The following is a 24,202-nucleotide window of genomic DNA, read 5'->3' as shown; positions in this document are numbered from 1 at the left end:
GTAAGCAAGTTAACCTACAAAAATTGCTTGTTATGTGTACACTAAGACTTTACCAAAAAGGTATTCACCCTTCAGTGAATGGTACTTTGTTTTTGGTAATGAGTTTTGATGCTGTAAATGGACTGATTTCAGCACTTCTAAAACTTGATTAAGGGAGGAACCATAAACGGACGTTATTGGAACATCCCTGCTATATCAACAGCTCCAGCCTTAACCTACAATATTTCCGAAATGTTGTCTGTACCCCATCAAACGATCGTCGATAAGCGATGGCAATGACCGAATGTCGTGCGTCCCTTCATTATCCTTGTTAATGCTTGTTGGACAACACTTTCAGATTGGCTATCAAGGCTTGCTGTCGCTTCGTCCATCATGAGAATTTTGAAGTCTTACAAAAAAAACGACCGAATCTTTCTCGCAATTTATATCCGCGAAAAATTTGGTCGTTTTGATCCTTTAATAAAAGCAATTGCTATTGAACTGATTCGTTTACTAAAAAATAATTAATCCTATAAATCAACTACGAGGAATAATCAGTTTCAAAACATATCCTTAATAGACCGTTCAACTTCCTCAACTGTGTCCATGTTTAAAAGTTGTTCAATAGTACCTTTCAATTCTTCCTTTGATAGCTTACGAATTTGGCTTCTCGCTTGGAGAATAGATGAAGCACTCATACTGAATTCATCTAAACCAAGTCCAAGTAAAATTGGAATCGCAATTTCATCCTCTGCCATCTCTCCACACATCCCTGCCCATTTTCCGGTTCTGGTGCAAATACTTGAATAAAATATAAAAAAGCGAAAGTTTTCTAGTGACCCCTGATCCTAAGCAATTAGTCCAAACAGTTGATGGATGAATTCTTTTTGATTTTGGACAGACTTCTCCCTTTGGAGAGTCTGTCCTTTTTTGATCATGTGCATAGCCTCTATCCCCGCAATAATTCGTTTGGCAGTCCGTAAGGACTTTAATCCAAGCATCGGGCGAATTCGTTTTTTAATAAAGCGATGATCCTGCTCCACGATATTGTTGAGATATTTAACTTGCCTTAGTTGGATGCCTTCAGACATCTGCTTTTCTTCTTTTAACTCTTGGATAGCGATTGGATAAGCTGGGTTTTTGTCTACTGTTATCACACGAGGCTTAGAAACGTGCGAAAAAGCCAAGGCTTTCTTAAAAAAGCGTTTGGCTGCTTGTTTATCTCTTGATTCGCTTAGACAAAAATCAATGGTATTCCCTTCTGAATCAACGGCACGATACAGATACATCCATTGACCTTTGACTTTCACATAGGTTTCATCTACTCTCCAGGAGTCATTGGTTGACTTAAGATGACGCCGTACTTTTTTTCATCTAATTCAGGCCCATATTGATGTACCCAACGCATAATCGTTGTGTGAGCCATAGATAAGCCTCGTTCCTCCATCAATTCCACCAAATCACGAAAACTGAGGCTGTACCGTAGGTACCATCTGACCGTTAATAAAATAATGTCAGGCTGATAATGTTTCCATTTGAATTCTACTGGTTTTTTCATACGGATACACGTCCTTTTTAGTTTAGTAGTATCAGTATGTCCAAGATTTAGAGATTAGTTTCAAGTTAGCTGAAATTTTTGCACCAGAACCCTATTACTAGTGTTGAATATAAATAAAGTTATTTAACTAACAGAGAGTTATAATGATGAGACACTCACCTTTACCACACATCATATTAATTTCGCCAATCTCAAAAACCTGTATAGAAAAAATGCTACACAGGTTTTTAGATTCCTTTTAGATTGTCTACAACCCCAATGGGGTACTTTTTTTAAAAAATGTTCAATATCTTGGTTATAAGTTCAAATTTCACCAGATGCCTTCTTATATTCCCAGATAGGCCTTATGAATGATCGAATTATTTTTCAATTCAGCAGCAGGTCCCTCTGCAACAATCCTACCCGTTTGCAGCACATATCCGTATGTGGCAATTTCCAAAGTATCAGCCACTTTTTGCTCAACTAATAGAATCGTAGTTTTCAGGGTCTGGTTGATTTGCATAATTAACACAAACATCTCTTCCGTCAGCTTCGGGGATAATCCAAGGGAGGGTTCATCCAATATCAACAGTTTTGGATCAGCCATCACGCCTCTGCCAATGGCGCACATTTGCTGTTCTCCTCCGCTCAATGTGCCGGCTCGCTGGCTTTTTCTTTCATATAGTCTTGGAAAGACGTTATATACTTTTTCAAAGTTTTCCCTTATTTTATCTTTTGTTTTGATGGTATAAGCTCCTAAAAGCAAGTTTTCTTCTACCGTCATATTCGGGAAAAGTTCCCTTCCCTCCGGACAATGAATCAAGCCTTTTTCCACTCGGTAATGGGTAGGCCTGAACTCAATTGGCTTACCCTGGAACAAGATTGTACCTGACATGGTCTCAACGGTACCGCTCAGCGTCCTCATCATCGTTGTTTTTCCAGCCCCATTTGCACCGATCAGCGTTATGATCTCGCCTTTCGGTACATTTAGACTTACTTCGTTCAATACCTGGACACCACGGTATCCTGAGCATAAGTTATTAATTTCTAGCATAAGCTTTTTCTCCTAAATAGGCTTTGATTACTTTGTCATTGCCCCTAATTTCTTCGGGGAGGCCTTCTGCGATGATTTTTCCAGCGTCGAGCACCAATACCCTATCCGAAAGAGGCATAATGACATCCATATTGTGCTCAATAAGCAAGACGGAAACATGTTCTGATATGGATCGGACTATCTCGACTGCTTCACTCGTTTCTACGGGATTTAATCCAGCCATGACTTCATCAAGCAGCAGTAATTGAGGCTTCGTAGCCAGGGCCCTTGCCAGCTCGAGTCTCTTCTTCTCAGCGATGGTCAGCTCCTTGCTCAACACCTTGGCTTTTTCCTTCAACCCCGCCAGCTCCATAATCTTCTCTGCTTCTGCCCTCGCCTGTTGTGTCTTAACTGTTTGTGAAAAAGAACCAACCATTATGTTTTCATGTACCGTCATATCCTGGAACGGCTTAACAATTTGATAGGTTCTTGTCAAACCTAAATTACAGATAACGTGTGGTTTCTTTCTTGTGATATCATTTCCATTAAAATGAATCTTACCTGCAGTAGGCTTCACGAATCCAGAAATTAACGAAAACAAAGTCGTCTTACCTGCTCCATTCGGACCAATCAGCCCGACAATTTCCCCTTTATCAATTGAAAAAGAAACATCATCCGTTGCTTTAACACCGCCAAAGCTCTTGCTTAGTCCCTCTACCAGTAATAACTTCGGACTAGTCATGAAGATCACCGCCGGTTTTTGGAATTTTTTTGTTTAAATAGCCTGGCTTTCTGTTTTTTTTCTTTAAAAAGCCGATAATACCGGTTGGTTGCATAGTAACCACCAGAATGATGATGAATGCATAAATCATTTGGTCAACCCCTGTGAAAGTGCCGCCGATATAGCCTCTGATCAATTCAGAGAGAGGGACAAGAAAGGCCGCCCCGATAATTGGCCCGATAATTGTCCCTACGCCGCCAAGCACAGTCATAAGAACCATTTGGATACCGATGTCGCTATTCAATACTCCTTCGGGATTCACATAGAGATAATATTGAGAATAAAAGGTTCCCCCGATTGAAACAATCACGGCACTATAAACAAAGGCCAGAAGCTTATATTTCAAGACATCGATACCAAGACTTGCCGCTGCCTCTCCATTTTCCTTAATTGCTCGGAAGTAATAGCCGACCCTGGACCTCGATAAGTAAAGACTGAACAAGACAGCTAATATAGCCAAAAAAAAGACGATATAATAATACTGTATTTTATCAGCACCAAATTGTAGATTCCAAAAGCCGCTTTCTTTGATAGGAAGATACAAACCTGTACTTCCACCGATGAAATCCCAGTTCAGGCTTAACGCAGAAGCAATGCCTGCCAGTGCAAGTGTGGCGATAGCAAAATAATGACCTGAGAGCCGGAAGAAAGGTAGTCCAATTGCAAGGGCGACAAAGGCTGAGATCACCATCCCGACAACCATTCCAATCCAGGGCGAGAGTTCGAAGCGCAGGCTGAGCATCGCCGAGGAATAGGCTCCGATTGCAAAGAATACTCCATGACCAAACGAAACCTGGCCCGTAAAACCGCCAATAATATTCCAGCCGGTAGCAAGTATGACATACATAAAGAAAAGAATGAAAATCTGCATAAAGTATGCATCCTTCAAAAACAGCGGAATCAGCATGATTAACAGGGGGATGACCATATAAGGCAGGTTTTTCTTTTGAAGCATCATTTCCATCTCCCTTTCTATTTCCCTAAAAAGCCCTTTGGCCTGATGAGCACTACTACAATATAAACAAGGAAGACAAAGGCTACCTTTAGAGAAGAATTGCTTGCAAAGCTGGCCAACGCTTCCACTACCCCTACTGTTATCCCTGCAACAAGTGCGCCCCACATGCTTTTAAATCCACCCATTGCGACAATTATGAATGATAGCAAACCAAAATGGGCCCCTGCTGTTGGAAAAATATAATAGAACTTGGAAAGCAGGGCGCCTGATATTCCGACGATGGCTGCGCCAAGCCCCCAGGCAATAACGTTTATTTTGGTAATATTAATTCCCATCAATTTTGCTGCGTATGGATTTTCGGAAACCGCAAGCATCGAGCGTCCCGTCCTCGTATTGTAGACAAAAACAAAAAAGATTCCGGCAACAATGATTGAAATCACGGCCGTAGCAAGCTGCGCTGAATTAATATCGGCACCAAACAATGTGACACTGCCGCTAAAGAAGCTTTGTTGCTCATCTTTAATCAATAGATAATCTGTTTTGAAAATGAACTGCATCAGGTTTTTCAAAAAAAGCCCAACGGCGAAGGTGGCAACGATTTGGATTAATAAGCTTGCCCCCTCCACCCTGCGGATAATAAGGTAATAGGTCAGCATTCCAACTACAAATAATACAATTCCTGCAATGGGAGCGGCAATAAGCGGGTCAAGCTGAGTCGCAGCAAACACGCTGTAGGCTACATACATACCGACGACCAGAAAGTCCCCATGGGCAAAATTCACAATGTCCATGACTCCCCAAATCAAGGATAGTCCGATGGCAATCAAGGCATAAATTGAACCCCAAATCAGGCCGTTCAGTATGATTTGAAATAAAAGTTCCATAGTGTAATCCTTTCTATCTCTGGATGTTTTTCATTATTTAATTCTTTTGATCCCAGGATGAAAATGGCCAGTTGATATCTACATTCTTAAGTTCGAATGGAAATACCGTTGAATACGTATCGTTTCGATATTGGACAAGAATTCCGTTCGCTTTTTCATTTTGGTGGGTATCAGGGGCAAACTTCACACCGTCCCATGGCAATACAAGATCTTCACTTGCAATATCAGTAGCTACAAATGCTTCTTGCAGATCGGCACTTTCAAGCGATTTACTTCTATCTAGTACATCAGCCGCCACAAGAAGTCCCTGGATGACTTTTACTTGGTCTCCGGTTAAGTCGGTACCGCCACTTCTTTTCTTATACTCTTCATTTAAATCTTGATAGACGGGTTTATCTACAGCCAGGTCAATCGACCATAGTTCACGGGAGATAATATCCGTTGCCTGAGAGCCCATATTCTCTTTAAAGGCATTATCTAAAAAGCCTGCACCGCTAGCGATGATAGCCTGTGGTTGGAATTTCAATTCCTTCGCCGTTTTCATAAACAAAATCGCATCCGAGGTATAGGACGATATTAATAGCACATCTGGCTTGGCCGCCTTGATCTTTTGGACTTCGCTGTTCAAGTCAGTAGTGTTCGAAGGATATTCTACATGTGAAACGATGTTATACCCTTTTTCCTCAGCCTGTTCCAGTTGCTCCTTGGCAATGTCAGATCCCCACAAACTATTTTCATTCATGATGGCAATATTGGTAATGTTTTTCCCCTGCTTTTTCATTTCACCGAGAAGTGTAAATACATCCGTAATATGATTGTTTTCAGATGGAACCGTACGGAATAGCCATTTATAGCCCTGCTCAGTCAGAGAAGGTGAATTTGAGTCAGCCACTAGAAAGGGCACCTCATTTCGTTCCGCTACCTGTGCTATTGTCGCTGCATTCGAGCTTGCATACGCTCCAATCAAAATCGAGGCCTTTTCCCTGCTGATAAGCCTTTGGGCCTCACTCGCCGCAACCTCAGGTTTTCCTTGAGAATCGGCCAATACTACTCTAATTTTAGCTCCGTCAAAGTTCGGAATGCCTTCTGTATCCGCAAACGGCAGGTCAAGATCGTATTTCTTATTAATTAAATCTTCAGCCAACTGTAAGGCTTCTTTATTGCGGTTCCCAACTGTTGCTGAATTACCTGTCAACGGGTATATTGCGCCAATGACGATTTCTTCAGGACTATCATTTTTCACCTCGGCAGCATTGCTGCATCCTGCTAAAAATAATACAAGTAAAGTTGGCAAGATAAAGTTAAATAATGTTTTTTTTCTCATGTCTTTGTCCTCTTTCAGTAGATATAGTTGGTATGATATGAATTGATTGCTTCTGATATATAACTCATTGTTCCCCCGGCCTTCATCAGTGCTGAGATATAGTAGGTCTCCTTGATTTCTTCCGGACTTGCTCCCGTTGCCAATGCCTTGCTGATAAACTCATCGAGATGATGGGTTGATTTGTTTGTAAAACAAATTGCAATGGCAATTAAGTATTTTAATTTGGCTGATAGATGTTTTGGTTCGAACACACTGTATGTCAGAGCAAACAGCTTTTCGTAATGGTGTAAAAAAGGATCCTGTTCTGAACCTGGACTTGCAGCCAAATCCGGCAGCCTGCTTGTAGCCTCTTCTAAAGAAAAGCTGTTACCTTCGAGGGCAACGGCTACCATCGCCGCTTCAATGACTTCATCGACACTGGCACCCTCGTTTTTTGCCTTTTGTGTATGGTGTGTGATGCAATAATGACATTTTGTGGAGTGAGCTACTCCTACTGCGATTAATTCCTTTTCCTTTGACGGCAAAACCCCTTGGGCCCAGACCGTTTCTGAAAATCCTCTATATGCTCTATGCTGCTCCAATGCACTACGTGCTACCTGTGTCAACCCTTTTGTTATTTCTGTATAATTACTCATAAGAACACCTCTATTCACGTTATTTTGTATTTATTAATTTTAATGTAAATATAATTTATACCTCCAAAACCTGAGTTAAGACTTTTGATTAGCTCTTAAATCTTAAATAACTAATAAATAAACATTTAAATCTATCGGATTACTTGGTTATAAGGTAATTCATGATACCATCTATTCAAATTATGATCAATATATTTTTTTTTTGGAATAAACAGAACTGGAATAATCTATAGTATACAATGTGAATAACATTTGATGAGCTATAGGTAACGCTTCTTTTAAGAATTGTTACTCCCTTACAAAATATTGCATAATTTCTTTATATTTGTTTGAAAATAAAAGAAATATGGCTGACAATAATGGATGCGGCATTATTTAGAATAGCGCTTTTCATGACATCGCGCGAATGGACTATGCTTGCATTCAAACTCCCTACATTTGCTCTATGAAGCCCTATAACCTGATTTTTGGTGTTGAGTCATCACAAAAAATACTTCTCTATCTTCATCCGCGATAATTGAAACCGCTAATTCTTGCGCATCGCCTGGTGATGCAATCCGATAGGATGAAAATGGCTCTGACGTTTCCCTGACTTCCTGTTTAATTCGTACCACTTCAAAAATTGGGTTTAATTCCATTAAAAACACTCCTTTGTGGTTGTGATTTTGTACATTTCTGTTCCAATGATTTTCGGTCTGGCCATTTGGGCTTGTCCCACCTCCTAATGGAAATTTTGTAGTTTTTCTATAATTTCTTGTTGCCACAATGGATCGTCCATCCTTTCTGCATACAGGTACAAATCTAAATAATCATTTACCGACAATTGGTGCTCTTTACTGTTCATGAAGATTCCCCTTTCAGATGCCTCTCATATACTGATCACCATTTTTAACCATTGGATGAAATTATCACGTTTTTCCATCTATTCTGAAGGAAATACCCTATAAAGATTGGAATAACTGAGCGAAGGACTACTGCTTACAAATCATGGTTTTTTACTAGTCCATTGTATGGACCCCAAATCACCATGAGGGTGACTATGTGCTTGAAATATTCTATATTCATTTTCTAGTTCTGTTAGTGTTAACTCCAAAAGATGCTTATCTTCTTTTTTATATACATGAAAAGCAATCAGTTTATTTATTAATATTTTGCGTCGATCCTCCACAGTTTTCCGTTGGCTCATTCGAACCCCTCCTTTTTATAGATTCATCTAAATGAAATAAATAAAAACCCTCCTTCTTAAAGATAAGAAGAGGGTTTCCAAATGAGTGGGACCGCCTCAACTTATCTTCCAAGCGGTTAAGCTTGTTGGAGTTAGCACAGTCTTCTAAAAAGAAGCTGTTGCTGAGGTTTCAATGGGCCATTCCCTCCACCTCTCTGGATAAGTTTCTGTATGATATTGATCTGAATAATTATATACATTATAATTATATACTATCTTAATCAAACAAAACACATAAGTCAAGTATGAATTAAATTTCTAATACACAAATTCAAGGTGTGTTCTTATTTTATACTATACAAGATAATAGATATGTGACTGATAGTAAAGATGGTATATGAATCTACTCTCATCACCAATATATCCCAGTATTACACAAAATCACTAAGTGTTTTTAGACTGTTTTCATGTAGCTTTAACATCCTGGGTAGTGATTGACACTTCCTTACTGGACGATTCTGTATTGGAAATATACGGCATTATTTAGAATAGCGCTTTTTTATGACATCGGGCGGATGGACTATGCTTGCATTCAGACTCCCTACATGTGCTCTATGAATCCCTATAACCTGATTTTTGGTGTTGAGCATCATCACAAGAAATACTTCTCTATCTTCATCCGCGATAAATGAAACCACTAATTTAATCCAACGAATATGCTGAGAGGTCACTAAAAGAGCTAATTGGCTCTATTAACAGGTCAATCCTTCACTAATCCTGCTCTCAATTTATTAACACCAATTTTTACCTAACCCTTCATGATAGGCCCACAAAAAAGGCTACTCATAAAGGGCAGCCAATATTAGTGAAGGTTAACCCATTATATGTACCTTCATGTCTGCCCGTTCATCACACGAGACAGTCTATGATTGAATTACCTATGCCTGCATGCAGGATACAAACTACAAACAATCAAGATTTTTTTCAAATTCATATCTATTAAAAAAACAAAATTGATACATATTTAAATAGAAAATACTCTGGAGAATATCTCATCCCCAGAGTATTTTCTATTTAATAGATCTATTTATATTATTTTACAGCCTCTTTTAATTCCTTACCTGGTTTAAAAGCAGGTACTTTAGAAGCAGCAATTTGCATCTCTTCTCCTGTTTGTGGATTTCTACCTGTTCGAGCTGCCCGTTCACGTACTTCAAATGTGCCAAATCCAATTAATTGAATTTTCTCTTCTTTAGCAAGCGTATTTGAGATTGTTTCAATCAATGCAGCGTGCATAATAAATTTCGTAGGTTTATCACCAATAGATTCTTCTTAGATGTGATCTTTATTTCGAATAAGTTCTGATTCAGCTTTATGAGTTTTATTATGTCTAATATCTCTAATTATAGTACGTTTTTCAGCTATAGCTTTTAAAGGTTCTAGAAATTTAGAGTCTTGCATCTTAGGTGTTTTACTAAGATTCGTGAAGTTATATAGTGATACCTCTTCAATATTTTTATTAATATCTTCAACAACATTAATAAATTGAGCCTATTCTGTTCTATTAATCTCCAACAGAAATTATCTTTATTTTTTGTAAGTAATCAGACAATGTATTTTTGCCAATTGGTATAGCAGCCCTGCTGCCACCTTTCTTTTTCACATCTTCAAGCACTATTGCAAGAGATATTTTAGAAGAATCTAAATCTGTTACAATGAACCAGCCATCTTCACTTCCATCTTCATCATCTTGAGATACTTTTATTTCAGCTGTTCCTGTTTTTCCAGCTAATTGAACTCCTGAGATTTTTGAAGCAGTTGCTGTTCCACCTTCTTCATGAATTACAGCAGTAAATGCACTTTGCAATGTAGATAGATGCTCAGGTGATATGGCTGATTCTTTCCAAATCTCTACTTCCTGATCTTCTGTTTGAATAAGTGATGGTACCATTATATTTCCATCATTTGATAATGCACTATAAGCAAGAGCCATATTTAAGGATGTAACCATGACTTCTCCTTGTCCGTATCCTGAATCAGCAAGAAGAATATCACGACCAATGCTTCCATCATTTGAGATTTGGCTATTGCCTAAAGGATAACCAATTTCTAATTCTTCCCCAATTCCAAATTTTTTCGCTCCAGCAATAAAATCATCATTTCCCAGATCAAGAGCACTCATGGCGAAATAGATATTATCCGAGTATTTCACTGCACCTTTTAAGTTGACAGATGATTGATCATTCACCCTTGTAATACTATAGTTCCCCCAGGAACTATCTTTTTTCCATGAACGACCATTGATGGAAATTTGCTTCTCTGGATCAATTGTTCCTTTTTCAAGTCCAGTTGCAGCAGTAATTAATTTAAAGACAGAACCTGGTGAGTACAGTTTACTAAATCTATTTACTTGATCAGCAAAATCACTTTCTTCACGCTTTTGTTGTTCTTCTCTCGTTACATATGTTGTGTAGCGATTAGAATTATAAGAAGGAGAACTAACAAGAGCAAGAATTTCTCCAGTTTTTGGATTAACAGCTGTTGCTGAACCTTTCCCGCCATTCATTTCATCATAAATTTTAGCTTGTAAATCAGAGTCAATTGACAATTTAATATCCTGACCCTTTTGTGGTTCATGTTTTGCAATTGTTTCTACCTTTTCTTCGTCTCTTTCAATATAAATCTCTGCTCCATCTATTCCTCTTAATGTATCTTCATATACCTGCTCAAGACCCGCTTTTCCAATGAGTGAAGTAGTACTATATCCTTTTTCTTTGTTCTTTTCCATTTCCTCAGCAGTAATACTTCCTACGTATCCAAGAAGTCTTCCGAAAGCTTCATGATTCATATATCCCCTTGAATCTTTACTGTTTACGAAAATTCCGTCATCTCCTCTATCTTGTAACTTTCTTAGTTTTTCATCATCGGATAGAATATCGACAATTGGAACAAAGTAATTTGGTTTTGTATTATCATCTAGTTTTTTCATAATATTTTCTTCACTTATGTCTAAAATAGTTGCCATTTCTTTTATTTTCTCTTCTTGATTGCTTTGATCAAACACCTCTGGATTTATTCCAACTGTTTTGATTACTCCATCTTTAGCAAGTGGATTTCCATCTCTATCAAGAATACTGCCTCTTATTGCTTTATCAATATCTACCTTGACCTTATCTCCTTTTTTCATATTAGGGAAAATCAAGCTCTCATCCCATTGGATTTTCCATTCTTTCTCTTCCTTTACTAACTTTAACTGATAATCCGATATATTAACCTTGCCTGCTACAGTTTCCATTCCTATAGAGAATGGAATCACATTATCTTCATTATCTATTTCCTTTTCTAAGTTTATATCAATGGCTTGAATACCAGAGTAAATATTTGTATATCTTGTCACAAAGTCTTCCTCTGTTATGTATTCTTTTGATTCTTTCGATAATAAAGCATACAGCTTACCGTAATCTTGTTTCGTTAACATTTCAGAAAAGCCCTCAAATATCTCTTCTTGTTTACTCTCTTTTGAGCATCCAGATATAAATAAGAAGCATAAAATCATCATCATAAACAGTTTATTTTTTTTCATTACGTTACCTCCTAAAAAACAACTTGTTAACTCTCTCCATTCCATGAATTTTTTAAGGTTAATTTATTATCTTATTCCACTAAATGTGCTGACTTTGTTAAGCTTTTGAGAGATTGTATCCTACTTCGTCATTATTTAAGGCTTTAACTTTTCTATGACATTAGTTTCTCCCATCTATTATGCTATATCCCCTATCTACCACTTATTCGAATAATAAAACTTACAAGTGTAAGTTTTAAGAACATTATACTTGTAAGATTTAAATTCAATACCTTTTTTCTTAAATTGATAACTATATACTTAAAATATTACAAATGTAAGTTTTAGAAGGTGAAGAGTAGTATACTAATAGAATATTTTAAAAATATCCTACTTTTTGCTATTATTCTTCATTATTAAAACTTTGATTTGATTGCCGATGTTCCTTTAAATCAAAATATGCTTTTAAGATTTTTTGACCGATATATTTATTAACTGGATCTGAATCTGTATCTAAATATGGAACCGCAATCGAGAATGCAACCTCTGGATTATTGTACGGAGCATAGCCGACAAGTGTTAAATTGTAAGTGGAATGAGTTTTTTTCGTATTTGGATCTTGATAAAAAGACTCTGCTGTCCCTGTTTTTCCTGCTGCTTGAAATCCTCGGAACCTACTATCCCCTCCAAAATATTTATAAGCAGTCCCACCAGGACTTTGGTACACTTGTCTAAATCCTTCTTGCACATTACGTAAGTACGCATCATTCATTGTTATTATATTTAAAACTTCTGGTTGAAATTGTGTATATACTGCCCCTATTTCATCAGTATTTGAGGGTTCATGAATTTCTTTCACCAAATGAGGCTCAAGTCTGTAGCCGCCATTTGCGATTGTTGATACATACTGTGCTAATTGCATCGTTGTATAATTATCGTACTGGCCTATTGAAAGGTCAAGGAATAAACCAGGTTTATTATATGCTTCTTTACCTAACAACCCCTCCGATTCATTCGGAAGGTCGATTCCCGTTTTAATTCCTAAACCGAACTGACCAAATGAATTTCGGAAATCTTGTACAGCATCAGGCGTTCTAGGAAGTGACATTCCAGAGTGGTATTCTTTCCCCATCATTTGGATGACTGTTTTAAACATATAAACATTCGAAGACTTTTTTAATGCATCTACAATTCCATTAGTACCTAATGAGGTCGAATACGATCCTTTAAGTGGTGTACCTTTTAAATTTAATTTTTCATCACTAAAGGTAGTTCCAGTTGAAATTGCACCTGATTCTAATCCAGCTAAAATGGTCGCACCTTTTACTACAGAACCCATTTCATACTGTGAATTAATTGTTCCTAATGCATAATCATTAAAAACATATTTGCCGTTTTCGCGAACAAGTTGTTTCCCCGCCATTGAAAGAACTTCCCCAGTATTAGGGTCCATCATGACGACAAAGGCACGGTCTAAAAATCTATTTCTTCCCTTCGTTCTGCGAAGCTCATCTTGAATTACTTGTTCTACTGCCTCCTGCAGGTCAAAATCAATCGATAGGACTAGATCTTTCCCTTTTTGGCCTTCAGAGATGATCTCTGTTTCTAAAAGGTTGCCGCCTTTATCCGTAACATTTTTCATCTTTGCTTTTTGACCATGCAGCACATCTTCATAATATAATTCTAGCTGACTTTTTCCAACACGGTCGTTTTTGTTATATCCTCTAGATAAAAAGTAATCTAAGTTAGAGCTTGGCAAACCTTCTTTTGACGATGTCACATTCCCTATTACAGAACGGAAAATGCTTTCGTGCGGATAGTGACGATCCCAATCAGTTGAAATATCAACATTCGGCAAATCTGCTAAATGCTCAGCTACGATTGCGAATTCCTCTTCAGTCGCATTTCTCTTGATGACTTGTGGAGTGAGAGCATAGCCACTATTCATGTTCCTAAATAGCTTCGCAACTTTTAGCTCTTCTTTAGTAATTTCTTTTAAGTCATTAGACGTAATTCGTTCGATTTGCCGATCATACCGATCCTTATTCGTTAACTCTTCATCTTTTAATTCACTTTCTTTTATTTTCTTTTTCGCCTCATCTGGTCTAGTGACGATCCAATAATCCTTTAAATCCCGCGGTTTAATTTCTTCTGCTTCAACGTCGATTATTTGCGCAAGCTTCTTTGCGGTTTCAACCATTTCTTCTGAAGTTGTCCCCTGTAGCCTAGTATACGTGATTGCATTGACAGGAACATTGCCAACAATGACTTCCTCGTTGCGGTCATAAATTACCCCACGAGGAACCGGCGTGCTGACGACCCCATCCTTTGTTCTTCCAACTTCCTTTTTGTAATCCTCTCCATAAACGACTTGGAGAATTACAAGTCTTAAAATTAGAGCGACAAACAATAAAAATACAACAAAAAAGAAGACATTAAAGCGAATACGTATTGTTTTTCTCAGCTTGCGTTGTTCTTTACTACTTTCCCCATCCTCTGTCACATCTTTATCTCCTTTCAATATTTAATTCATAGTAAACAATGAATATACACCCTGTCCTTTATCAATTCTAAGTATTACATCAGTGCACTCGATTTCCTCCTAGGGACTTTATTAAAAATATGATATTAATACACAATTATCATTCTCATAATCTTTTATGGTTCCAAGAACAACCACGCCAAACCCTTTTTTCATTCAATCTTCAGAAATGTAGTGATAGAAAACAAAACTTTCAATTGTAGTTTTTAAAAGTATTACACATGTAATATTTAAATTCAATATTTTTTTACTTAAATTAATAACCATATATTTTAAATTCTTACAACTGTAGGTTTTTAGGACAATTGCAGTCTACTGAATCTTTTTTAAAAGCAAATAGTAGTAAGTAGCATGAAATGAAGTTACAACCAAAAATAGAGTCAATAATAGAAAAATTAATGTAAAAAACCAATAACGCTAATTTTTTTGTGACGATCGAGCTTTCGTTGTGATGATTGAGCCAAACACCACAGATGAAGTATTAGCCAAGTTTGGTAAACAAGTTGTGAAGGATGACGCATCAGAAAAAAAGAGATATAGGATTATAATTAACTGGTATTTGTTGAAATTCTAAATTCTAAAGTATCTTTTTCAATAGGAATACTTTGTGCTTCTTCCATTGTTTTCTTTGAATCTATTCAAAGAACTGACATCAACTGTCATCATCGGTGCTAAAATACCCAATATCAACGGTTTAAAATTCCTAAAAAATAACAGATACTCTTCTCATCACTTAATAGGATTGGAGTGTTCGAGACGATGCTGAAAACTGGGGAATTTTTTATGATTAGTGACTTACAGCTTGATTGCTATTCTCATATAAACAGATTAGAAATTTGAAATATTATCCATTTACTATTAGCGGTTTGCCATCAATAATGACTTTCAGTCTTTCTTTATGTATGACCAATTCTTGTTGTTTTATGATTTGCTCTTCAATCGGGACAACAAATTCCTTCGTTTGTTCCCATTCACTTTCATTTTGATTGATCAACGTTAGTTGGACACCCCCTCTAGCAAGTGTAAAGTGACAATAAAGTTATTTAATTTTAAAACCTCAAACACGTATAACCCCGTTCTTCTTTTAGGTCGGGGTTAAAATTAATTGTTTAATTTTTGATGTAAATAATTTTGTCGCACTTAAAAATATAACAATAAAATCGTTTAAATCTAAGGATTTATCCTACAATTTCACCCTTTAATGGAATATCATAAAGTTGTTTTATAAATACGGGAATTATCACCCCACGGATGATAACTTGTACCGATATATTCAAATCCATATTTTTCATAATAACCGATATGATCTGTACAGAGGCATAAATAGTTAAAACCGCCTTCTTTTGCGTTTTTCTTCGTTTTCTCCAATAAAATGGTACCATAAGCATTTCCTCTGTATTCCTCTTCAATATATAAGACGCACACCCAAGGATATAAGTCCATTCGGCTAATAAAATCATTTGTAACAAGACCCGCACAACCAATTATTTTATCATCGTCCATCAACAAATACCATTGTGGCAAAGGATTAGAGGGGTTAGTACAATGGGTTATACAGTCCTCATATACCATCATACTTTGTTCGCTTGCCCATTTACTTTGAAAATATCTAATTGCTCTATCCATAAATTTAGGATTTTCTTTTACAGAAATGAGTTTCATTTTCTTTACACCTCACCATTTAACTTTCCTATTAGATAATTAATAACACTGTTTGATCACTACTTCGACATTCTTATTTAACCTCCTTATTCCACAATTTGGCCCTTTAATGGAATAAGAGATTGAAGTTTTTAAACAACTTTATTGTAAACTAAACGACTTTATTTGTAATTAAACACCTTTATTGTTATTTAACAGCAAAAGTAATAGAATCTTTATGATTAAGAGGAAATGGCTGGTTATGTTATAAGCTTAAGCCATTTATTTCAATCCCATGTTTGCTTTTTAAATCTATTATTGTGTAGTAGTCATTTTGATATTGAAAGACCGCATGTCTTCTCGAAATATAAGGATTCGTTTCTGAAAAACCCTGTCCTTTATCAATTCTAAGTATTACATCATGCACTTGATTTCCTCCTAGTTGCACTTTATTAAAAATATAATCTTAATTTAATCCACAATTGTCATTCCCTAATCTTTTTTGGTTCCAAGAACAACCACGCCAAATCCTTTTTTGTTCTTTTATTTTTTCTCTATACGAGAACGATATTTTTCCGACATTTCTTTGTTTCTCCTACCATTTTTTCATTCAATCTACTGAAATGTAGCGTCTTAAATATTACAAACCTAATATTTAAGACCAATGTTTTTTCTTTATCCTATTGTTCAATTGACTACTTAAGATAAGAACAATATAATAAAAATATTACAATCGTAAGTTTAAGGATGGTTTATATGAAAAAATTACCTCAAATTTCAGAAGCAGAATTAGAAGTTATGAAAGTAATCTGGAAACACCCTTCTATCAATACCAATGAGGTTATTGAAAAGTTGGCCAAAACTAGTAATTGGAGCCCTAAAACAATTCAAACAATGTTGTTACGGCTAATAAAAAAAGGAGCACTGAATCATTATAAGGAAAGTCGTGTATTTGTTTATACACCAAATGTAGCTGAAATTGATTACGTAGAAATTGAGAGTCATAGTTTTTTAAATCGTTTTTATAATGGTACTCTTAATTCTATGGTATTAAACTTTTTGGAACAAGATAAGCTATCAGATGATGAAATTAATGAGTTGTATCAAATTTTAGAAGAACGCAAGAACAGAAAGAAGGAATAACATGGGCAATTCTTTCTTTACTCTCTTTCTCATTAGTAATATCATATTATCTGTGATTTTTTGCATCATCATACTCATAAAAAAATTATTAAAGGCCCAAATAACTGTAAACACCCAATATCATATCAGTGTGATTTCTCTTTTGACATTGATTGCTCCTTTTATCCCCTTTCATTTTCTAAAAATAAACTCTTTTTTTGACTGGATGATAAACTTTGGAGCAAGTAATTCAAAATTATCTGATATCCGTTCTGCAGGTAAAACTACAGAAACAATTAACCAAAATGCAAATTGGCTACAAGACTTTTCTATGTCAATTGAGCAATCGTCTTTCGGAATGATGGATTCTGTCTTTTTCATAGTGTGGATATTAGGAATGATTGTTATCCTTATGGCTACTTTATATAGCAATCTAAGAATCGTCAAAATAAAAAAAAGCCTACAAGTAGTTGAAAACAAAGAGTTATCAACACTTTTTTATACATGTAAAGAGGAAGTCCATTTTCATAAAATGGTTGTTTTAGGATATTCCTCATTGATAAAATCACCCATTACCTTCGGAATTATCTATCCATATATTGTCATACCAAAAGATATTTCCACGCTTTCTACTAACGAGATGAAATGTGTATTGCTTCACGAGTTATACCATTGTAAACGTAGAGATATGCTAGTAAACTACTTCATGTGTCTGTCTAGAACTGTTTATTGGTTTAATCCTCTCGTATGGTATTTCTTAAAGGAAATGAAAACAGAGATGGAGATTTCTTGCGATTATGCAGTTTTAAAAACGCTAGATAAGGAATCACACCTTAAATATAGTGAGGTTATTTTAAAATTTGCTTCTATTTCGCAACGAACATCATCTTTGTTAGCTGCTTCAGATATCAGTAGCTCTTACAAACAAGTAAAAAGGCGTATTGTTACAATCGTAAATTTCCAAGTAGAATCACATCTGTTAAAAATGAAAAGTGCTCTAGTATTCATCATTGTTCTTGCGATCATTTTGATTAGTATTCCTTCTATATCTATATTGGCTGTGAACAAAGAATCACATCCTTTTTCTAATACCAATGTAGTGTACAAAGATTACAGTAGCTTTTTTGATGAACTTTCAGGGAGTGCTGTACTGTATGATTTAAAAATGAAACAGTATACTATATACAATAAGGAAGAAAGTACTACTAGATTCGCACCTGCTTCCACTTATAAAATATTCAATGCATTGTTTGCTCTAGAATCTGGGATTATTACAAGGGACAATTCTCAAATGACTTGGGATGGAACTCTCTATCCATATGAGGAATGGAATCAAGATCAAGATTTATTCTCTGCTATGGAAAGCTCCGCCTCATGGTATTTTCAAAATCTTGATCAACAGATGGGCAAGAAGAAATTGCAGAACTACTACGAACAAATAAATTATGGAAACGGCGATTTATCGGGCAATATCACTAATTATTGGCTAAATGACTCTCTAAAAATTTCTCCTGTTGAACAGGTAGATATTTTGAAAAAGTTTTATGATAATGAATTCGCTTTTGAACAATCTAGTATTCAAACTGTGAAAGACTCCTTACTTCTAGAAGAATCAAATGGTAATCGTTTATCTGGAAAAACGGGAACCACAGTTTTAAACGGGGAAAATATTGAAGGTTGGTTTGTAGGTTATGTAGAAACTGTAGATAATACTTTTTTCTTTGCTGTTCATAGTCAAGGTGAAAAGCAGGCAGGTGGAAGCACCTTATCCAAGATAGTACTTTCCATTTTGGAGAAGGAAGGTATTTATCAATCTATTTTCTCATGATAGAAATGATTTTATATCTAGTTTTTCTTATTACTTTATTGGTAAATAAAATACGTAAGGTATATAATAAATTGCAAATTTGTGAAAAAGGTGATGTTGTTCGGATTATCTGATGTCACACAATCGGTGGCATAAATATTACTTGAGAAGAGGAAATAATATCAAATGGAATAGGCTAAAATCAACTGTTCAAGCAGTTTCTTTTCTATTCCTAATATTTGATTTTATTTTACTATACACTTATCTTCACCATTAGAGGATTAGCCGCAGAGTAAAATCTGCGGTTTTTCAATATAAAACCAATCGATTGAATGGGCAGTTGTTGGCATCCATTTCTTACGACGGATTCTAATCTTTTCGTGATTTGTATAGTGTGGATAAATCACGGTGGACTTCATACCTTTTACATTGGATTATTGAATACTTTCAATCTCATTCCAGTAGACTTTATTCCCTTGTAGGTCAATTACAATCCCTTCATCATTCCAATAAAACCCCTTACCCTCTCTTCTTTTTCTTAAGAGATAAAAGGAATACCCTAAAAATACAGATGAAAAAAATAACCCAACAATAGAGATGAATATATTTGAGAGAATGTCTATTAAACCCGTAAAGCAAAATGAGAAGAACATTATTCCACCAGTAAATATTAGAGCCAATATTGTGTAGTTAATAAATTGCTTTCCAATTAATATTACCCATTTTCTAACGTTATTCTGTAAATATATCTACACCATTTACCAAAATACAATTTTTCACAAATTCATAAATATCCCCCTATTTTCACACAAATTGAAGTAATGTATTATCATTTAATTGTATTTTAGAGGGATGGAGTGATTTATATGTTTTTAAATGGTAAAGGACGTGTCATTTCTTGTGGACATTTTAATACAAAGAAAAACAATAAGAAAATGAGAGTTTTAAATATTCAAGTTAATGGTGAGGTCCGTAAATTTTTTGGAAGTGGAAAGGTTCCTAATTTTAACTTTGGTGACATCATTGAATTTACTGTCATAGCCCAAAAATAAAAAGGATTAGATTATACTTTCTATCTTGCAAAAGCAGAAAATATAAAGCCAAATGAGAATATTTAAAAATAACTATAATAGCATCACCAATATTCGAACTGAAGCCAGAACAGGCAAAACCTATAAATGTTTGTTTGTGAAATAATTTTCATTTTGCCGTATCATATCAATGTGTGACGTGCCAAGGTCTCTGACTCCAGAGAGGTTTTATCCTTCTTGCCTTTAACGATGGATAAAATGTAGCTTTCTGCTGTGCTGAAGGCATCAGCCCTCTCGATTTACTAACATTATAGAGCTCAATCCCTTCAACCGTTTGGCTTTCGGCCCGCCACCTAACTGTCTACGCTTAAAGGCTAATGTTACCATTAGCCCTCCAAAACTCGCTACGAGTGAATGGCTAGTTCTTTCTCGACGGGAATCCCACCCGCTATATGATACGACCTAGGCTCGGCCGCACACCTGCTTCGTAGTTTAAGTGAGACTCTTCACAATATCAATTATTATTCTAACGTTATACGTGATAGCGATCCTCAACAATCTGGACCTATAATGGAAATAAGCGCTGTTGCTTGTTACAGAAAAGCGCCCTTCGTATTATAAGGTCAGCCAGAAGATATTTCTGGTTGACCTTTTTTTATATCGATATATGCTAACCGTCGCCGGGGTAGAACGTAAGCGCCCTTGGGACTTGATCCCGTCCATTAAACAGTTCGCCCCCTACTTGTAGAAACATGATTGAGGCTGGTTGGGACTTAGATCTCGTATAACAAGCGAAGCTATGACACTACATGGAGGAATAGGGGTTACCGGTTAATAATTTTCAAGGGGGAGATAGAAATGATTCCAGTCATTGGTCTGGATGTGCCAAAAGGTGAAAGGAGCCCCTGCTTTTCGTAGTCATTTCCTAGAATTTATCATCGAGGAGTTGGAGGGTGAAGTAGATGTAACCGAAGGAAAAAATCAGGGATTAAGTAAAGATTTAATTCTTATATTTTTTGGAGCTGCCATCGTAGAGTTAGTAGAAGCGTGGATCACCAATGGAATATCTGAACCAACTCGAGTCGTGGCAGAACAAGTGGGGATTTTGTTAGATAGGAATTTATAGTTAGTGAATAGTTTATCATATACAACGAAGATTGTGGAGGAATACACTTAAACAAACGGGTGCGTTAGTTTAACAAGACATATACTTATAATCTTCCATAATTGGGCGCTACTCCGAAGTAATGATAGAAGTCCAATTTCTTAATTTTAATGTTGAGAAATTGGGCTTTTTATATTTACTTATACTGCAAAATAACTCCTAAAGTGACATTTTAAACATCTTTATTGTAAATTAAATGACTTTATTTGTAATCAAACAACTTTATTGTCAGTCCACAATATCGTGCGAACTAATACTCAACAATAAATAAAAAGAATCCATTTTGAGTAAAGAATGATCAAAATGGATTCTAGATATTCAAGGAAAAATCAAATTTTTTATTAAAAAGTTTAATAAAACTGTTAAATTATTTTAAAGCATTTTTCATATGAACTAAGTGATGATTACCATGCCATGATACTTTAATTAAGATACTATTTTATTGATAGACGAATAGAAAGGACATCGTAGGCAGGTATAATATATTTTTCATTATACTGAACTTCTTCAATAGCATTAACTATTTCTGGATTTCGGCCATTAAAATATATCTCATCTAATCTAATAGGGTTAGATGTGGGGTTTTGTATCCTAATTAGAAACTTATTCTTATCATAAAATGAAGGATGGCATGCCGTTACAAGATATTCTTCAGGTAATTTCAGCATTTCAAATTCTTTACTCACTTTAAGATTTTTTTCAGATTTCTGAATTTTATTGTCAATACGATGTAAAAAATAATTATATGCTTGTAATTGGTAATCAATATTTGCATATATATATTGACTATTTCGAACAGCAGTTTCATGCTCATTAAACTCTATATCCCCTACAAAAACAGCAAACATAAATTCGTGTTTTCCAATTAACTGTGCTTTAGGTGTTGGAATTAAAACATGCCCTTTTTTTGTAGTATCACCAGATGCACGACCTGGACGATATAATAAATCTGGTTTTCCTAATTGACCTGTAGTAGCTAATAACGTAATAGCAATCGTATCTTGCACATGTTGATACTCTTTTATGCCTTTTGTAAAAACTGTACAACACTCATTTGAAGATGTAATAGATACATTTTGTACTAATGGTTCGATATCTACAGGCATTTCAATATATGTTTCTGACCAATTTTTTCGACATTGATTCTCTCGCTTGATATAGCCAAATGGCAAGGATGCTATATTGAAATTAGTGTGGATACCTGATTTAACATGTATACGTAGTCTATGGCTAAAGATCTGGTTATCAACTTCTAAACGACACTCTATTAACTCATTTGCTTTCTGAAGCGTAATAAATAATTTTGCTTTTAAGTACCCATAATTAGTTTCTTTTTGTCGATCTTCTAATTCAAGAGGTAATTTAAATTTTCCTTCTAATATCAAACACTCTGTTGTATTAGAGGTTTCTGCATATGCATGCTCAAATGATAGAAATCTTGGCTTATCATTTGGAAGCGGAGAAAAGTCGTATGTGTCACCAGCATTAGATATATTTTCTAGTTGTATAAATGATGGTACCTTCTCACCATTTGGTTTCACTAATACAACATCTTGATTCTCGAACAATATTTTATAAAAAGCATTTTCAATAGAAACACAATTTTTTTGCCTCATTTGTTCTAGAGGCTCTTCACATTTAGAAAATGAAATTACCTTATATCCTAATCCTGGTAGCTGTATCTCTATTCTTACCTTCAAAATGAAGTATCCCGATTCCTCGATAAAGATATTTCCTGCAGATGTTTCTTGTAAGATATTTTCTCGAGATTCAATGTATTTTTCTTCCAAAACCGTTACATTGGGATACCCAGGAAAATAAATATTCTTATCTTTTGTAACTACTTGAATATCTTTAAATCCAATAAAAGGATGTAGCTCTGTATTAAAAACAATTATTTCTTGATCAGTTAATCTTAAGCCATCTGCAATTTTTTTGACAATCGTATTTTCTATACTAGCTGCCATTTCTTCTGCTTCTTTCATTCGATGAAGAATATCGTCCGCAACGGTATCAGAAACACATCCTGCTAAACTATCATGTGCTTGTCCTTCTAATACTTTTTTCCATGTCTGCATTAATAATCTTACGCTGATAAATATTCCATTTTCTTGGGCAATGACCATTAGAGGTTCAACCCGTTTTAATAAGATCTGCTCTAAACGATCATTAGCTAATTTAATATTCATACGACTGGATCCGATGGTTTTATGAACTCTTGCTAATACAGGTTCGCGGAATTCACCTTGATATATTTCAAGGTTATCTAATGATTTTATATATTCAAGGAATGTAGTATACGTACTTATTTCATACTGATGTTTCCCCATCTCATTAATTGTTTTTAACTTAGAAGAAAAATCATGTATTATGTTTAACTGATCGTTTCCTGATGGGATTAGTACTTCCTCTGTATTACTATGTTTTTCTATGAAATCAATAGCTGGATCTAAACGGCCGTCTACATAGGCACTTGTTGGTTCCAATAACATTCCGGTACCATAACCTTGTGGCATATTTATTGCGTAAACTTCTTTCTCACCACCAAGTCCACGCCATTTAAAATACGTAGATTGAACATGTTTTCCTAAATGAATCCCTCTCCAAAATACAATATTATCAAATCCAGCTTGTCTTAATAATGTAGGCATTTGTGCATTAAAACCAAATGTGTCAGGCAAGTACCCAATAGGCATGTATTGTCCAAAGCGTTTACTATCAAAGATGCCAATCATTGCATTTCGTAAGACTGATTCACCTTGAGTAAAGAAAGCATCGGTTTGTGTATACCAAGGACCAATAAAAAGTCGTTTTTCTTCTACTAATTGTTTAATGTCGGATAATTTCTCAGGATAAAGATTTACATAATCATCTAGTATAGACATTTGTCCATCCAGAACAAAGTTTGCTTCTGGATGATCAATTAATTCATCAATTACTTCTGTAAAGAGTTGTTCACTTAATACTAATGCATCTGCTGATGTAAAGTACCATTCTCTATCCCAATGCGTGTGATTTACGATATGTGCTTTAACCATC

20 protein-coding genes, 3 pseudogenes and 1 riboswitch are annotated in these 24,202 nt (G+C 35.5%); of the genes and pseudogenes, 4 read left to right on the top strand and 19 right to left on the bottom strand.

The annotated features are described in order from the left end of the window. Positions 1-539: 539 nt before the first annotated feature. The 18 genes and pseudogenes from AC625_RS09445 to AC625_RS25640 form a co-directional block, all read right to left on the bottom strand. A pseudogene (locus AC625_RS09445) lies at positions 540-770 on the bottom strand (putative PEP-binding protein); the annotation flags it as partial. A gap of 57 nt (positions 771-827) precedes the next feature. Then, positions 828-1,537 (bottom strand): annotated as a pseudogene (locus tag AC625_RS09440) (IS6 family transposase). Positions 1,538-1,862: 325 nt separating this feature from the next. Beyond that, on the bottom strand, positions 1,863-2,570 hold the full coding sequence (locus tag AC625_RS09435; RefSeq protein WP_049681075.1) for an ABC transporter ATP-binding protein: 708 nt from the start codon (positions 2,568-2,570) through the stop codon (positions 1,863-1,865). Further along, a complete protein-coding gene (locus AC625_RS09430; protein ID WP_049681074.1) occupies positions 2,557-3,291 on the bottom strand; it encodes an ABC transporter ATP-binding protein in 735 nt (244 codons plus the stop codon). The genes AC625_RS09435 and AC625_RS09430 overlap by 14 nt, the downstream gene beginning before the upstream one ends. Further along, complete coding sequence (locus tag AC625_RS09425) at positions 3,284-4,285, bottom strand: branched-chain amino acid ABC transporter permease (protein WP_049681073.1); 1,002 nt, start codon at positions 4,283-4,285, stop codon at positions 3,284-3,286. The genes AC625_RS09430 and AC625_RS09425 overlap by 8 nt, the downstream gene beginning before the upstream one ends. A gap of 17 nt (positions 4,286-4,302) precedes the next feature. Next, the gene (locus AC625_RS09420; RefSeq protein WP_049681072.1) at positions 4,303-5,169 is read right to left on the bottom strand and encodes a branched-chain amino acid ABC transporter permease; all 867 of its coding nucleotides are present in this window, start codon (positions 5,167-5,169) and stop codon (positions 4,303-4,305) included. Between the two features lie 37 nt (positions 5,170-5,206). After that, positions 5,207-6,493 (bottom strand): ABC transporter substrate-binding protein, encoded by a 1,287-nt coding sequence (locus AC625_RS09415; RefSeq protein WP_049681071.1) that lies wholly within the window; start codon positions 6,491-6,493, stop codon positions 5,207-5,209. A gap of 14 nt (positions 6,494-6,507) precedes the next feature. Further along, a complete protein-coding gene (locus AC625_RS09410; protein WP_049681070.1) occupies positions 6,508-7,128 on the bottom strand; it encodes a carboxymuconolactone decarboxylase family protein in 621 nt (206 codons plus the stop codon). A gap of 319 nt (positions 7,129-7,447) precedes the next feature. Continuing rightward, positions 7,448-7,555: a JAB domain-containing protein gene (locus AC625_RS27655; RefSeq protein ID WP_245644970.1), complete on the bottom strand. Its 108-nt coding sequence runs from the start codon at positions 7,553-7,555 to the stop codon at positions 7,448-7,450. 16 nt (positions 7,556-7,571) lie between these two features. Beyond that, a complete protein-coding gene (locus tag AC625_RS27650) occupies positions 7,572-7,766 on the bottom strand; it encodes a hypothetical protein (protein ID WP_049681069.1) in 195 nt (64 codons plus the stop codon). A 347-nt stretch (positions 7,767-8,113) separates the two neighbouring features. Beyond that, positions 8,114-8,314 (bottom strand): Fur-regulated basic protein FbpA, encoded by a 201-nt coding sequence (gene fbpA, locus AC625_RS09400; RefSeq protein ID WP_049681068.1) that lies wholly within the window; start codon positions 8,312-8,314, stop codon positions 8,114-8,116. A 98-nt stretch (positions 8,315-8,412) separates the two neighbouring features. Next, positions 8,413-8,519: riboswitch (SAM riboswitch) on the bottom strand. 313 nt (positions 8,520-8,832) lie between these two features. Beyond that, positions 8,833-8,943, bottom strand: a complete 111-nt coding sequence (locus AC625_RS25645; protein WP_342671011.1) for a JAB domain-containing protein — start codon at positions 8,941-8,943, stop codon at positions 8,833-8,835. 442 nt (positions 8,944-9,385) lie between these two features. After that, positions 9,386-9,571: pseudogene (locus AC625_RS09395) on the bottom strand (HU family DNA-binding protein); the annotation flags it as partial. 286 nt (positions 9,572-9,857) lie between these two features. After that, entirely contained in the window at positions 9,858-11,876 is a 2,019-nt protein-coding gene (locus AC625_RS09390; protein ID WP_049681066.1) for a penicillin-binding transpeptidase domain-containing protein, read from the bottom strand. Between the two features lie 382 nt (positions 11,877-12,258). After that, a complete protein-coding gene (locus AC625_RS09385) occupies positions 12,259-14,358 on the bottom strand; it encodes a peptidoglycan D,D-transpeptidase FtsI family protein (RefSeq protein WP_049681065.1) in 2,100 nt (699 codons plus the stop codon). Positions 14,359-15,241: 883 nt separating this feature from the next. Then, positions 15,242-15,391 carry a hypothetical protein gene (locus tag AC625_RS26635; RefSeq protein WP_156187486.1) on the bottom strand — a complete coding sequence of 50 codons (150 nt, stop codon included), beginning with the start codon at positions 15,389-15,391 and terminating at the stop codon, positions 15,242-15,244. A gap of 215 nt (positions 15,392-15,606) precedes the next feature. After that, complete coding sequence (locus tag AC625_RS09380; RefSeq protein ID WP_049681064.1) at positions 15,607-16,059, bottom strand: GNAT family N-acetyltransferase; 453 nt, start codon at positions 16,057-16,059, stop codon at positions 15,607-15,609. Between the two features lie 244 nt (positions 16,060-16,303). Beyond that, a complete protein-coding gene (locus AC625_RS25640) occupies positions 16,304-16,465 on the bottom strand; it encodes an FHA domain-containing protein (protein WP_245644969.1) in 162 nt (53 codons plus the stop codon). A gap of 329 nt (positions 16,466-16,794) precedes the next feature. On the opposite strand from AC625_RS25640, the gene AC625_RS09375 reads away from it, so the two are divergent. From AC625_RS09375 to AC625_RS09355, 4 genes are all read left to right on the top strand, one after another. Continuing rightward, positions 16,795-17,181, top strand: a complete 387-nt coding sequence (locus AC625_RS09375; RefSeq protein ID WP_049681063.1) for a BlaI/MecI/CopY family transcriptional regulator — start codon at positions 16,795-16,797, stop codon at positions 17,179-17,181. Between the two features lies 1 nt (position 17,182). After that, a complete protein-coding gene (locus AC625_RS09370) occupies positions 17,183-18,988 on the top strand; it encodes a BlaR1 family beta-lactam sensor/signal transducer (protein ID WP_049681062.1) in 1,806 nt (601 codons plus the stop codon). Between the two features lie 845 nt (positions 18,989-19,833). Continuing rightward, positions 19,834-20,019, top strand: coding sequence for a hypothetical protein (locus AC625_RS09360; RefSeq protein WP_049681061.1), 186 nt, complete (start codon positions 19,834-19,836; stop codon positions 20,017-20,019). Positions 20,020-20,890: 871 nt separating this feature from the next. Next, positions 20,891-21,124, top strand: a complete 234-nt coding sequence (locus AC625_RS09355) for a TetR-like C-terminal domain-containing protein (RefSeq protein ID WP_245644968.1) — start codon at positions 20,891-20,893, stop codon at positions 21,122-21,124. A 473-nt stretch (positions 21,125-21,597) separates the two neighbouring features. On the opposite strand, the gene AC625_RS09350 is transcribed toward AC625_RS09355, so the two are convergent. Further along, the gene (locus AC625_RS09350; RefSeq protein WP_049681060.1) at positions 21,598-24,201 is read right to left on the bottom strand and encodes an alpha-mannosidase; all 2,604 of its coding nucleotides are present in this window, start codon (positions 24,199-24,201) and stop codon (positions 21,598-21,600) included. Position 24,202: the final 1 nt, after the last annotated feature.

Origin of the sequence: Peribacillus loiseleuriae (genome assembly GCF_001183985.1) — a bacterium.
Taxonomy (GTDB): domain Bacteria; phylum Bacillota; class Bacilli; order Bacillales; family DSM-1321; genus Peribacillus; species Peribacillus loiseleuriae.
This window is presented reverse-complemented; position numbering and strand designations above follow the sequence as displayed.

Excerpts from the sequence above, each read along its gene's own strand:
- AC625_RS09435 (WP_049681075.1), bottom strand. The coding sequence starts at position 2,570 with ATGCTAGAAATTAATAACTTATGCTCAGGATACCGTGGTGTCCAGGTA.
- AC625_RS09430 (WP_049681074.1), bottom strand. The coding sequence starts at position 3,291 with ATGACTAGTCCGAAGTTATTACTGGTAGAGGGACTAAGCAAGAGCTTT.
- AC625_RS09425 (WP_049681073.1), bottom strand. The coding sequence starts at position 4,285 with ATGCTTCAAAAGAAAAACCTGCCTTATATGGTCATCCCCCTGTTAATC.
- AC625_RS09420 (WP_049681072.1), bottom strand. The coding sequence starts at position 5,169 with ATGGAACTTTTATTTCAAATCATACTGAACGGCCTGATTTGGGGTTCA.
- AC625_RS09415 (WP_049681071.1), bottom strand. The coding sequence starts at position 6,493 with ATGAGAAAAAAAACATTATTTAACTTTATCTTGCCAACTTTACTTGTA.
- AC625_RS09410 (WP_049681070.1), bottom strand. The coding sequence starts at position 7,128 with ATGAGTAATTATACAGAAATAACAAAAGGGTTGACACAGGTAGCACGT.
- AC625_RS27650 (WP_049681069.1), bottom strand. The coding sequence starts at position 7,766 with ATGGAATTAAACCCAATTTTTGAAGTGGTACGAATTAAACAGGAAGTC.
- fbpA (WP_049681068.1), bottom strand. The coding sequence starts at position 8,314 with ATGAGCCAACGGAAAACTGTGGAGGATCGACGCAAAATATTAATAAAT.
- AC625_RS25645 (WP_342671011.1), bottom strand. The coding sequence starts at position 8,943 with ATGCTCAACACCAAAAATCAGGTTATAGGGATTCATAGAGCACATGTA.
- AC625_RS09390 (WP_049681066.1), bottom strand. The coding sequence starts at position 11,876 with ATGAAAAAAAATAAACTGTTTATGATGATGATTTTATGCTTCTTATTT.
- AC625_RS09380 (WP_049681064.1), bottom strand. The coding sequence starts at position 16,059 with ATGAAACTCATTTCTGTAAAAGAAAATCCTAAATTTATGGATAGAGCA.
- AC625_RS09375 (WP_049681063.1), top strand. The coding sequence starts at position 16,795 with ATGAAAAAATTACCTCAAATTTCAGAAGCAGAATTAGAAGTTATGAAA.
- AC625_RS09370 (WP_049681062.1), top strand. The coding sequence starts at position 17,183 with ATGGGCAATTCTTTCTTTACTCTCTTTCTCATTAGTAATATCATATTA.
- AC625_RS09360 (WP_049681061.1), top strand. The coding sequence starts at position 19,834 with ATGTTTTTAAATGGTAAAGGACGTGTCATTTCTTGTGGACATTTTAAT.
- AC625_RS09350 (WP_049681060.1), bottom strand. The coding sequence starts at position 24,201 with ATGGTTAAAGCACATATCGTAAATCACACGCATTGGGATAGAGAATGG.